This is a genomic window from Mesorhizobium sp. WSM3626, assembly GCF_000513935.1.
Taxonomy (GTDB): domain Bacteria; phylum Pseudomonadota; class Alphaproteobacteria; order Rhizobiales; family Rhizobiaceae; genus Mesorhizobium; species Mesorhizobium salmacidum.
This window is the reverse complement of sequence record NZ_AZUY01000017.1, coordinates 18,022-30,124: the sequence shown is the minus strand read 5'-3', so window position 1 is coordinate 30,124 and position 12,103 is coordinate 18,022. Positions and strand designations below refer to the sequence as shown.

Below are 12,103 nucleotides of genomic sequence, written 5' to 3'. Positions count from 1 at the left end.
AGGAGAAAACCATGAGAAAGACAAACAAGCTCGCAATTGCCTTCATCGCCCTGGCCGGAGCTGTCGGCGGCGGCGCCTATGCCGAGAATGTCGACAGCGTAACCATGCGTGAGCGCACCATGATGCGGCTCGACAAGGCGATGAAGGACAATAACGGCACTATCACCTTCGACCAGTTCTCCGATGTGATGGACGCGCGGCTCAAGAAGCTCGTGGCTGACAATGGCGGCAAACTGACTGTCGCTCAACTCGCCGACGCACTGGAGAAGGCGCGCTTCGAACGTATGGCAAGGCGCATCATCGCCCGTTACGACAGCAAGGGCGACGGCACGCTGACATCAGATGACATCAGCGGCCGCGAAAAGAAGCTTTTCGCGATACTCGACAAGAACAATGACGGAAAGATCGAGAACCGCGAGCTGCCGAAGGGCGGGCGCTTTGGCCGTCATCGTCAAGGAGGCGACGACGAAAACGGCATGCAGTGAGGCTGGCTGACGCAGGCTCCGGGCCGTCAGCCGGAGCCTGCCGCTCAGGCCGCGGCTTTGACCGCAGGCGGAGCCTTCTTCACCGGAATGCGCACCGACACGATCGTGCCGACGCCTTCGGTGGAACGGATCTTCAGTGCGCCGCCTTGCAACTCGGCCAGCGAGCGGGAAATGGCAAGGCCAAGTCCGGAGCCGGCATGGTTCTTGGAAAACTGGTTCTGCACCTGCTCGAAGGGGCGCCCGAGCTTGCCAAGCGCTTCCTTCGGGATACCGCAGCCATTGTCCTCGATCGTCAGCACCAGCGCGCCTGAGGTGTTGCGGGCCCTGACCGATATGTGGCCGCCCTGGCCGGTGAATTTCACCGCGTTGGACAGGAGGTTGATGACGATCTGCTTGATTGCCCGGCGATCGGCGAACAGCGTCAGCGCGTCGGCGATACGCGTTTCCACGGTGATCGCCTTCTGCGCCGCCTGCAGCGACACGACACGCACGGTTTCGCTGATCAGCGGACCGAGGTCGATCTGTTCCTGGTCCAGCGAGAACTGGCCCGCCTCGATCTTGGACATATCGAGAATGTCGTTGATGACGCCGAGCAGGTATTTGCCGCTGCTGTTGATGTCGGTGGCGTACTCCTCGTAGCGCTCCGACCCCAGCCGGCCGAACAACCTTTGTTCCATCAGTTCGGAGAAGCCGATGATGGCGTTGAGCGGCGTGCGCAGTTCATGCGACATGTTGGCCAGGAATTCGGATTTGGCCCGGTTCGCCGCTTCGGCGCGCTCGGTTTCCTTCATGTATTTGCGGTTGAGGTCGACCAGTTCGCGCGACCGTTCCTCTTCGGCCCGCCGTGCGAGGCTGAGATCATGGATCGTCGCCATCAGCCGGCGCTCGCTGTCGACCAGCTTTTCCTGATGCAGCTTGATCTGGGTGATGTCGGACCCGACCGAGACGATGCCGCCGTCCCTGGTCCTGAGTTCGTTGACCTGCAGCCAGCGGCCGTCGGACAGCTGCCGCTCGAACGTGGCGCCGCCCTGCGGACCATTGGTGTTGGCAAGCCGGCGCTCCGAAGCAAAGGCCAGCATCCGCTCTTCCAGGGATGCGCGCGTCACGCCTGGCATTACGTCGCGATCAGAGAGCCCGTTGTCCTGCTGGTATTTGGAATTGCACATGATCAGGTTCTGAGCCGAATCCCACAACACGAAGGATTCATTGATGTTCTCGATCGCGGTCCTGAGGCGAAGATCTGCCGCTTCGGAGCGGAGCGCCAGATGCCGTTGCTCGGTGACGTCGACCGCGATGCCGATCAACTGGATCTCCGGCGCTTCCGGATCCATGACTTGGGCCCGGGCGCGCATCCACACCCACTGGCCATCGGCATGACGCATCCGGAACACCTGGTCGATGTGATCGATCTCGCGTGCGACGATCCTGTTGGCGAGCTCGAACAGGTCGCCGTCCTCGGGATGAATGATCTCGTCGACCTCGCCGAACGAAAGCATCGTCTCGCAGGGTTCGTAGCCGAGCATGTCGTACATCGAGCGTGACCAGTACATCTTGCCGCGCACCATGTCCCAGTCCCACAGGCCGCAGCGGCCGCGAACCAGCGCCATGTCGATACGTTGATGCGCTTCGAGATAGATGCGGTCGGCAGCCTGCGCGCGCGCCGCCTGTCCGAAATAGGCATAGAGGATGATGATCAGCACGCCGGCCGTCAGCACGAACAGGGTAACGTTGAGCGAGACGGTCTTGCGCCACGTGTCGAAGACCGCTTCCTGCGGCACAAGCGCCGCGGCGGCTCCCTTCCTGTCCTTGGACAGGCTGACCGCCGCGTACCAGTCCTCACCGCCGATGTTGACCTCCATGACACCGGCGCGATCCCCGAACATGAATAGGGGTTGGCCGCCCTGGACGAGGCCGTCGAGCGAATGGCCTTGCCAGGGCACGGAACGTGGTGTCACCGCGGTGATCTTGAAGGCACTGTCGGTGATGACGAGCACATGGCTGCGGCCCATCGCGCCTTGGCGGCTGGTGGTCTCCAGCAGGTCCTGGGTGGCGCCCGGCAGCGTGTCCGATGTCGTGGCGAGCGAGCTGGCGAGCTGCGCGGCGCCCAGCGTCAGGATCGCCTTGGCATCGCGCTCGATGTCGTCGCGCTCGTTCATGAGCGAGAGCACGCGCAGCGCCGCGATGACGAGGAGGAAGATGACGATGAGGGCTGGTATCGACCGGCGCAAAAGCGGTTCAGCCGCAAGAAGACGCTTGTAGGCTGGTTCGGCGATGAGCCGCGTATTCCCGGCAAGGCCGTCGCTGCGCGTCTCGCGACGCGCAAAAGCCATCCCTCCGGGCGCGCCCCACGCGTCCGCCTTCGCCATAAATGGCACTCCCCGATTTCCAGTATGCCGCATTTCTATGTGCTGGTGATCCGGCAACACCGCACTTCCGAATCGCCATTAAAGAATCAAAGGTGATTCGCCTTGTCCAGTGCTCCGGCGAAAAAAGATTAAAAATCGACTAAAATAACGGACTTTGGAGGTGAGGCGGCTTGGCCTCTCTCGTACGGGACAAGGCAGGGGGCGCCTATGCCAGCGTGCGCTCGACAATGTCGCGCAGGTCCGCCGACAGGTTTTCGGTATTGGCGATCGAAACCAGTGCTTCCCTGGCCTTGGCTTGCCGGCCCGGTTCGAGCGAACGCCAGGACCTGAGCGCCGTCGCCAGCCTAGCCGCCACTTGCGGGTTGCGCTTTTCGACCTCGAGCACCGTCTGCGCTAAGAAACGGTAACCTTCGCCGTCGGGGCGATGGAAGCCGGTCTGGTTGGCGCTTGAGAATGTGCCGATCAGCGAGCGCACCCGGTTCGGGTTGCCCATCGAAAACCCCGGATGAGCGGTCAGGGACCGAACCGCGTCGACAGCCTGCGGCCCCGGCACGCTGGCCTGGATCTGGAACCATTTGTCCATGACCAGCGGGTCGGATGCATATATCTTTTCGAAAGCCGCCAGCGCCTTTTTCGCCTCTGGCGATCCGTGGTGACGATGCGCGAGAACGGCCAATGCGGCCGCGCGGTCGGTCATGTTGGTCGCGGACTGGAAATGCCCGGCCGCCAATGCCGCTCCACCAGGCAGCAGCGAGAGATAATCCAGCAGAATGTTGCGCAAGGCGCGTCGTCCCGCGCTCGCCGCGTCGGGGCTGAAGGCGTTCTTGTCGGCAAGGCTGTCGTAGAGGCCGGAAAATGCCTCGCCATTGGCCGTGCCGATCGCCAGCGCAAGCGCGTGGCGGGCGGTATGGATGGCGTCGGGATCGATGTTCTTGCCGATGTCACGCGCGATGTCGGCGTCGCCAGGCAGCGCCAGGGCAAGGGCCCGATAGGCTGGCTCGAGTGTCTCGTCGCTGGCGATGACGCCGGCTAGCTCGGTCAGCCGTGAGGCGAAGTCCGGCTGTTTGCCGCCGAGGATCTGGCGGAAGGCAGCGATCAGCGCATCGGTGAGCAGCGTGTTGAAGGCCTGCCAGCGCGAGAAGGCGTCGCTGTCATGGCGGGCGAGGAAGAACTGGTCGGCGGCCTTCTGCTCGACCGACAGCGTCACCGGCGCCGAAAAGCCGCGGTTGAGCGACACCGCCGGTCGTTCGGCAACGCCGGAAAAATGCACCATGTGACGGCGCTTGCGGATATGGATGACGCCGTCCTCGACGCTGGCGCCCTCGACGCGGTCATACTCCACCGGCTTGCCGCCGGCGCCGATCAGGCCGAAGGCGAGCGGGATATGCATCAGCCGCTTGCGGCTTTCCGACGGAGTCGGCGGCACCGACTGCTCGATCTCGAGCGTGAATTCCTGTGCGGCCGGATTGTGCGTCGAACTTACCGTCAGGTTGGGCGTGCCAGCCTGGTGATACCAGAGCGCGAATTGCGAAAGATCGCGGCCGGACGCCTCCTCGAACACTTTGATGAAGTCCTCGATGGTCGCGGCTTCGCCGTCGTGGCGTTCGAAATAGAGGTCCATGCCGGCGCGAAAGACCTCGGCGCCGAGAATGGTGCGGATCATGCGCACCACCTCGGAGCCTTTTTCGTAGACCGTCGCCGTATAGAAATTGTTGATCTCGCGGTAGCGGCGCGGCCGCACGGGATGCGCCAGCGGTCCCTGGTCCTCGGGAAATTGGTGGGCACGCAACGTGCGCACTTCGGCGATGCGCTTGACCGCGCGCGAGCGCTGGTCGGCGGAGAATTCATGATCGCGGAAGACCGTCAGCCCTTCCTTCAGGCAAAGCTGGAACCAGTCGCGGCAAGTGATTCTATTGCCTGTCCAATTGTGGAAATACTCATGGGCGATGATGGCCTCTATATTGGCGAAATCGGCGTCCGTCGCCGTCTCCTGGTCGGCCAGCACGTATTTGTCGTTGAAGATGTTGAGGCCCTTGTTCTCCATCGCGCCCATGTTGAAGTCAGACACGGCGACGATGTTGAAGACGTCGAGGTCGTACTCGCGGCCAAACGCCTCCTCGTCCCATCGCATGGACCGCTTCAGTGCATCCATCGCGTAGCCGGCGAGCGCCTCCTTGCCGGGCTCGACATGGATACCGAGCTCGACCTTGCGGCCGGACATGGTCACGAAACTGTCGGCGACCTGCCCGAGATTCCCGGCCACCAGCGCGAACAGGTAGGACGGCTTGGGGAAGGGGTCGTGCCAGCTGGCGTAGTGCCAGCCATCGGCGAGATCGCCGTTCTCGACCGGATTGCCGTTGGACAGGAGCAGCGGCGCCTCGTCGCGCCGCGCCTCGATCCGCACCGTGTAGACGGACAGGATATCGGGGCGATCCAGGAAGTAGGTGATGCGGCGAAAACCCTCCGCCTCGCACTGCGTGCAGTAAACATTGTTCGAACGGTAAAGGCCCATAAGAGCCTCATTGCTGGCCGGCGCCAGTTCGGTTTCGATCCGCAGTTGGAAACGACGTGTGGCCGGCGGCTTGAGCAGGGTCAGTTGGTCCGGGCTCGCCAGCAGATCAGCCGGTCTCACCATCTTGCCGTCGATCTCGACGCGCTTGAGCGTCAACCCATCGCCGTCGAGCACCAGCGGAGCCGATTTCGATATCCCCTCGCGGCGCTCTACGGTCAGTATCGCGGTGACGACGGTGGCCTGTGGCGAAAGACGGAAGTCAAGCTTGGTTTCCGGAATGAGGTAGTCGCTGGGGCGATAGTCCTCGAGTTTGAAGACCTGGCCTGTGTCGGTGCGCATTCCCTGGCTTTTCCTGTCTTTTCCGGGACCGGACATGTTTTGGCTGGTCCAAAAAATTCAAAGTCCGCGCTCTTTACACGAAACACACCCTCGACAAAACTGCGGCAGAGCCTAATTCAGGCCTTCCTTTCATCATCGCGAGGGCAGTCATGACCGCCGTCACACCGAAATTCGGGATGGGCGCTTTCGTTCGGCGCCCCGATAATTTCCCGTTCTGCCATTTCGAGACCCGCAACGTGCCCTCGGCGGCGGGCAGAGACGCATTGCCAAAGTGACATCCGGGGCGGAGGCGCAACCAGAAACCACCGGCGGCCACGATACGCTCAGGGGCATCGTGCTGAAGATCGTCTCCGTGGCGGTTTTTGTCGGCATGCAAACCTGTATCAAGGCGGCGGGCGACGTGCCTGCCGGGCAGATCGTCTTCTTCCGTTCCTTCTTCGCCATCTTCCCGATCATTGCCTTCCTGGCATTGAAAGGACATCTGGCCACGGCATTCGTCACGAAACGTCCCTTCAACCATGTCGCGCGTGGCGTCGTCGGCGTCGGTGCCATGGGGCTCGGCTTTTTCGCGCTCACCAGGTTGCCGTTGCCGGAGGCGATCACCCTGAACTATGCACAGCCGCTGCTGGTCGTGGTGTTCTCCTCGGTGTTCCTTGGCGAGACGATCCGTGTTTATCGCTGGAGTGCCGTCGCGATCGGCCTCATTGGCGTGCTCATCATTTCCTGGCCGGAACTGACGCTGCTCAATTCGGATCAAGGGCTGGACGACCAGGAGGTCCTGGGCGTCATGGCCGCGCTGGCGGCCGCGGCAATCTCGGCTGTCGCCATGTTGCTCGTGCGCAATCTCGTCCAGACAGAGAAGACGGCCACCATCGTGCTGTGGTTCTCGTCAACGGCGAGCGTGCTCTCGCTGCTGACGCTGCCCTTCGGCTGGCAATCGCTGACGCCGGCGCAAGCAGCACTGCTCATCATGGCCGGCTTCTGTGGCGGCCTCGGCCAGATTCTGATGACCGCGGCCTATCGCCATGCCGAAGCCTCGGTAGTGGCGCCTTTCGAATACACTTCGATGATCCTTGGCGTCGTCGTCGGCTATTTCGTTTTCGGCGACGTGACCTCGTCCGGCACGCTGGTCGGTGGTGTGATCGTGGTGGCCGCCGGCATCTTCATCATCTGGCGCGAACGGCAACTGGGTCTGGAGCGCACCCGCACCCGCAAGGCGGCCCTGCCGCAGGGATGATCACGACCGTTCCGTCCGCTCTTTCGCCAACCGCACCAGCACCGCTCTTGTCTGTTCGTCGGCCGGGAAGAACGACTCGATCGCCAGTTCAGAAAGCGTCACATCCAGCGGTGTACCGAACACGGTAATGGTGCTGATGAAGGAAAGCACCGTGTCGCCGTGGGCAAGCCTGAGCGGGTGCACGATGGCATTCGGCTCGACCGGCGCCGGCCGGCTGCTCTTCAGGCCGGAGGGGTAGCCGCGAAGCTCTTGCTCCAATGCGATCAGCTCCGGGTCGCCGGCGGCATCGTTCTGATGCTTCAGCCGTTCGAGCAGGTGGATGCGCCATTCCTGGAGATTCACGATACGCGGCGCGACACCACCCGGGTGGAGGCTGAGCCGCAGCACATTGACGGGTGGCTGGAGCAATGAGGGCTCGGAAACATCGGCCAGGAATGGCCCGATTGCCGCGTTGGCCTTAACCAGGTTCCAATGCCGGTCCACCGCCAATGCCGGAAACGGCTCATGCCCCTTGAGCACCATCTCGACCGCCGCCATCGCGGGTGCCAGCGTCCTATCGGTGAGCGGCCGTTCGCTGAAGCTCGGCGCGAAGCCCGCGGCCAGCAGCAATTGATTGCGTTGCCGCAGTGGGATCGCAAGCTGCTCGGCCAGATGCAGCACCATGTCGCGCGAAGGTGCGGCGCGACCGCTTTCGACGAAAGAGAGATGCCGTTGCGAAATTTCGGCTTCCATGGCGAGGTCGAGCTGGCTCATGCGGCGGCGCGTGCGCCATTCGCGTATGAGACTGCCGGCGGAGGTTTGAGGCGTTGTCATGGGAGAATGGTTAAGCCGCGGGCCAAAGCATTTCAATTACCCGCGAGGTCATCGCTAGGAGAGCGCCCGCAGCTTCGCCTTCACCTCCAGAAAATCCCGCCACGCGAGCTTCTTGTGTGCGGGCGTCCGCAAGAGATAGGCCGGATGCAGCGTCGGCATGGCCGGAATGGCAACGCCGGACGCCGTGGTGTGGACGCGCCAGGTGCCGCGCAGCCGCAGGATACCTTCCGAGGTGTTGAGCAAGGTCTTGGCCGACGGACCGCCGAGATTGATCAGCACCTTGGGATTGACCAGCTCGATCTGACGCTCGATGAACGGCCGGCAGATCTCTGTCTCGTGGGGCGTCGGCGTGCGGTTGCCGGGCGGCCGCCAGGGAATGACATTGGCTATGTAGACCGAGCCGCGGTCGAGGCCGATCGCGGCCAGCATGCGGTCGAGCAGGCGGCCCGAGCGGCCGACGAAGGGCAATCCTTCAATGTCCTCGTCGCGGCCGGGGGCTTCACCGACCAGCATGACAGCGGCTTGCGGGTTGCCGTCGGCGAATACCAGGTTCTTGGCGGTGCCCTTGAGATTGCAGCCCTCGAAAGCGGCCATGTGCTGGCGCAGCTCGTCCAGGGACGCCGCCGCGGTCGCCAGTTGGCGAGCCAGCGCCGCCTGCGCCTCGTCGGGCACGGCCGAGGTCGGCGGGCGCGGGGCCGGAGCATCTGGCACGGCGCGCCCATCGAGGCGCGGCGGAGCCGCGGGCGGCTGCTCTGGTGCGCTGCTTTCGCGTGGCGTCGCCGTCGGCATGCGCTCCGCCGGCTTCGGCGCGGCCTCCGCGAACCGGTTTACCGGCGCATCCTCCAAAGCCTCGTCAACACCCGCGCTGGCATAGAAGGCGAGCAGATCGGCGAAATCGACCGGATGATTGGGAGAGGCGGCAGTCATGGCCGCACCATCGTCCGGGCGGCGCCAATTTGCAACCTCGGGAAGGCCGTGGCGGCAGCCAATCCCGCTGCCAAGGAGACGTCGCGGTCTAGCCGGTGGGTATGCGTGGATCCTGCACGAGATAGAAGGTCCAACGCGGCGTGTAGTCGGTCATCAGGAATTCGAAGCGGGCGGTCTTCAGCGGATCGACCTTGCCGTTTTTGAACAGCAGCCGATCATAGGGTTCGAACTCGCGATCGAAATCGGCGAAATTGCTCGACCAGATATTGTCAGGTGTCTTGTTGCGCTGGTCGAACGAAAGCCCGTCTCCGAACACGCTTGGCTGGTCCAGTATTTCCTGCAGCTCGAACTGGAATTCAATCCAGCCCTGGCCGCTGTTGTTGAGCACTTCTATGCGCATATACATGATGCCGTTGGCGAACTCACCCGCCTTGCCGAATGTCTGGATCGGCTTTGTGGTGCGGATGGTCAGCGTCACGGGTGTCGCCGAATTCAGCTCTTCGGTGATGACAAGCGGATCGTCCTTGCTTCCAATGCCGGAGGCTCCGGTGATGCGGAAACCGCCAAGCTCGTCGGAGAATGAGTACGCGCCTGTCGACCAGACCTTCACTTCATCGGCGACGGCATGACCCGGCGCCAAAACCAAAAGGGCCAAAGTAATCGCCCGGCAGGCCCGGCCGGGCGTTGATGGAAAGCGCGTCGAAGAGAAGCCGCCTGGCCCGGGAATGCGCATGGCGGGAAGTATGGCCGATAAGCAAGCCGTCGAACAATAAAAAACGCAAGTTTGGCGGGTCGCGCCGCGTGGAAGCGGCTTGCCTGCCGCGGGATGCGCGACTTTTTGGCCAAATCCGCATTGTCACGTATGCGCCGGTTTCCTGTCGCCAAATGATGCGCTATGCAGCGCAAGAGCCAGCAAGATACGCCAACGGCGGCAAGCCAGTGCGGAGGGGTTGATGAGCGATATCGAACGCGAAAGCATGGAATTCGACGTGGTCATCGTCGGTGCCGGACCGGCCGGCCTTGCCGCGGCCATCCGCCTCAAGCAGGTCAATCCCGAGCTCTCGGTCGTCGTGCTGGAAAAGGGCGGCGAGGTCGGCGCCCATATCCTATCGGGTGCCGTCGTCGATCCGATCGGCATCGACCGGCTATTGCCCGGCTGGCGCGAGGAGGATGGTCATCCCTTCAAGACGCCGGTCACGGCGGACCATTTCCTTGTGCTCGGCCCCGCCGGCTCGTTCCGCCTGCCCAACATCCTCATGCCGCCGCTGATGAACAACCACGGCAACTATATCGTCTCGCTGGGGAACGTCTGCCGTTGGCTGGCCGGCAAGGCCGAAGCGCTTGGCGTCGAGATCTATCCAGGCTTTGCCGCGACCGGCCTGCTCTACAATGAAGAAGGTGCCGTCACCGGCGTCGTTACCGGAGACATGGGTGTCGAGAAGGACGGCACGCACGGTCCGGGCTTCGCGCCGGGCATGGCGCTGATGGGCAAGTACGTGCTGATCGGCGAGGGCGCGCGCGGTTCGCTCGCCAAGCAGTTGATCGCCAGATACAAACTCTCCGATGGCCGCGAGCCGGGCAAATACGGCATCGGCCTCAAGGAACTCTGGCAGGTCAAGCCGGAGAACCATCGGCCCGGTCTGGTGCAGCATTCCTTCGGCTGGCCGCTCGACATGAAGACCGGAGGCGGTTCGTTCCTCTATCATCTGGAGGACAACCAGGTGGCTGTCGGCTTCGTCCTCCACCTCAATTACAAAAATCCTTATCTGTCGTCCTTCGAGGAATTCCAGCGCTTCAAGACCCATCCGGCGATCGCAGGCACGTTCGAGGGCGCCAAGCGCCTGGGCTACGGTGCGCGCGCCATAACGGAGGGTGGTTGGCAGTCGGTGCCGAAATTGTCGTTCCCGGGCGGCGCGCTGATGGGATGCGCGGCGGGCTTCGTCAATGTGCCGCGCATCAAGGGTTCGCACAATGCCGTGCTGTCCGGCATGCTGGCGGCCGATCATGTCGCCGAGGCGATCGGCGCCGGCCGTGCCAATGACGAGCTTTCCGCCTACGAAGAAGCCTGGCGCGCGACCGACATCGGCAAGGACCTGAAGAAGGTGCGCAACGTCAAGCCGCTATGGTCGCGCTTCGGCACCGTCATAGGCGTCAGCCTCGGCGGCCTCGATATGTGGCTGAACACGCTGTTCGGCGTCTCGCCCTTCGGCACGCTGAAGCATGGCAAGGCCGACTATGCCACGCTCGAGCCTGCCGCCCAGCACAAGAAGATCGCTTATCCGAAGCCGGATGGCGTGCTCACCTTCGACCGCCTCTCCTCGGTGTTCCTGTCCAATACCAATCACGAGGAAAACGAGCCGGTGCACCTCATCGTCGGCGACATGGCGCTGCAGCAACGGTCCGAGCACGATGTTTTCGCCGGACCTTCCACGCGCTATTGTCCGGCGGGCGTCTATGAGTGGGTGGACAAGGATGGCAACGCCGCCGCCGATCCGCAGGCCAAGGACGTGCGCTTCGTCATCAACGCGCAGAACTGCGTCCACTGCAAGACCTGCGACATCAAGGACCCGAACCAGAACATCAACTGGGTGCCGCCGCAGGGCGGTGAAGGACCGGTCTACCAGGGTATGTGAGCGGCGGCGGACCTCGTCTGTCGCCGCAGGGGCGGCCGTTTCAACCAAGCCCGTTGAAGCGCCGCCCGGAGTATGGTCTCATGGCTTCCGGAGAGGAGGCGGACATGCGCTCGAGGACCCTGACTATGATCGCCGCGGCCGGCATGCTGGTCTGCGCATCGGCTGCTTCGGCCGACACAAAGCTCACCGTGCATATCCGCAGCTATGACGTTGCCGGCAGGACCGGCGCCGCTCTTGTCGTGGCGATGGACCGATTGGGACCCAAGCACGGCTATATGGCGCGCGCCATCGCCGAAACCGGCTACACCACGCACTGGGATCTCGATATCGCCCGTCAGGATGGGACCTGTCGCCTGCGTCAGGCCAACGGGACGCTCGACGTAACCTACACCTTCCCACGGCGGCTCTCGCCAACAGATACAAGACTGCGCGAGCGCTGGGACCGTTTCATGGCCGGCGTCCGCAAGCATGAGCATACGCACGGCCGCATTGCGGCGCGGATGATGCGGGCCACCGAGACCGCGCTTGTCGGGCTGAAGCGCCCCGACAACTGGTTCTGCATGGGCACGCACATCGAAGCAAGGCGGCGCATTAACGCCATCTATGCCGAATACGAAGCCAGGCAGAATGCGTTCGATGCCCGCGAGCATCGTGATGGCGGCCGCGTCGAGCACCTGGTCGACGCGCTGACCAAACCTTGAAGGCGTCGTTGGCGTCTAGAGCAAAGTGCGTGGCGGTTTTCCCGGGCAAAGCGCGCAGCGCTTTCCCTTGGGAAGTGCGTCGAAATAAAG

At 63.2% G+C, this 12,103-nt stretch carries 9 protein-coding genes; 4 read left to right on the top strand and 5 right to left on the bottom strand.

Annotated features, from left to right (window positions below; genetic code table 11):
* The first annotated feature begins 11 nt into the window (after nucleotides 1-11).
* Nucleotides 12-485 carry a hypothetical protein gene (locus tag M653_RS0114070; protein ID WP_032935320.1) on the top strand — a complete coding sequence of 158 codons (474 nt, stop codon included), beginning with the start codon at nucleotides 12-14 and terminating at the stop codon, nucleotides 483-485.
* 44 nt (nucleotides 486-529) lie between these two features.
* Here the strand turns inward: M653_RS0114070 and M653_RS0114065 are convergent, their stop codons facing one another.
* The gene (locus M653_RS0114065) at nucleotides 530-2,851 is read right to left on the bottom strand and encodes a PAS domain-containing sensor histidine kinase (protein WP_027143922.1); all 2,322 of its coding nucleotides are present in this window, start codon (nucleotides 2,849-2,851) and stop codon (nucleotides 530-532) included.
* A 205-nt stretch (nucleotides 2,852-3,056) separates the two neighbouring features.
* Nucleotides 3,057-5,702 carry an aminopeptidase N gene (gene pepN, locus M653_RS0114060; RefSeq protein WP_027143921.1) on the bottom strand — a complete coding sequence of 882 codons (2,646 nt, stop codon included), beginning with the start codon at nucleotides 5,700-5,702 and terminating at the stop codon, nucleotides 3,057-3,059.
* A 271-nt stretch (nucleotides 5,703-5,973) separates the two neighbouring features.
* Here pepN and M653_RS0114055 point away from each other — a divergent pair, with 271 nt between their 5' ends.
* Nucleotides 5,974-6,939, top strand: coding sequence for a DMT family transporter (locus M653_RS0114055; RefSeq protein ID WP_027143920.1), 966 nt, complete (start codon nucleotides 5,974-5,976; stop codon nucleotides 6,937-6,939).
* On the opposite strand, the gene M653_RS0114050 is transcribed toward M653_RS0114055, so the two are convergent.
* From M653_RS0114050 to M653_RS0114040, 3 genes are all read right to left on the bottom strand, one after another.
* Nucleotides 6,940-7,752, bottom strand: a complete 813-nt coding sequence (locus M653_RS0114050; protein ID WP_027143919.1) for a helix-turn-helix transcriptional regulator — start codon at nucleotides 7,750-7,752, stop codon at nucleotides 6,940-6,942.
* Between the two features lie 54 nt (nucleotides 7,753-7,806).
* Nucleotides 7,807-8,679 carry a uracil-DNA glycosylase gene (locus M653_RS0114045; protein WP_027143918.1) on the bottom strand — a complete coding sequence of 291 codons (873 nt, stop codon included), beginning with the start codon at nucleotides 8,677-8,679 and terminating at the stop codon, nucleotides 7,807-7,809.
* 88 nt (nucleotides 8,680-8,767) lie between these two features.
* A complete protein-coding gene (locus tag M653_RS0114040; protein WP_027143917.1) occupies nucleotides 8,768-9,412 on the bottom strand; it encodes a hypothetical protein in 645 nt (214 codons plus the stop codon).
* 220 nt (nucleotides 9,413-9,632) lie between these two features.
* Between M653_RS0114040 and M653_RS0114035 the strand changes: the two genes are divergently transcribed.
* Entirely contained in the window at nucleotides 9,633-11,312 is a 1,680-nt protein-coding gene (locus tag M653_RS0114035) for an electron transfer flavoprotein-ubiquinone oxidoreductase (RefSeq protein WP_027143916.1), read from the top strand.
* A 104-nt stretch (nucleotides 11,313-11,416) separates the two neighbouring features.
* The gene (locus tag M653_RS0114030) at nucleotides 11,417-12,013 is read left to right on the top strand and encodes a DUF922 domain-containing protein (protein ID WP_027143915.1); all 597 of its coding nucleotides are present in this window, start codon (nucleotides 11,417-11,419) and stop codon (nucleotides 12,011-12,013) included.
* The last annotated feature ends 90 nt before the right edge of the window (nucleotides 12,014-12,103 follow it).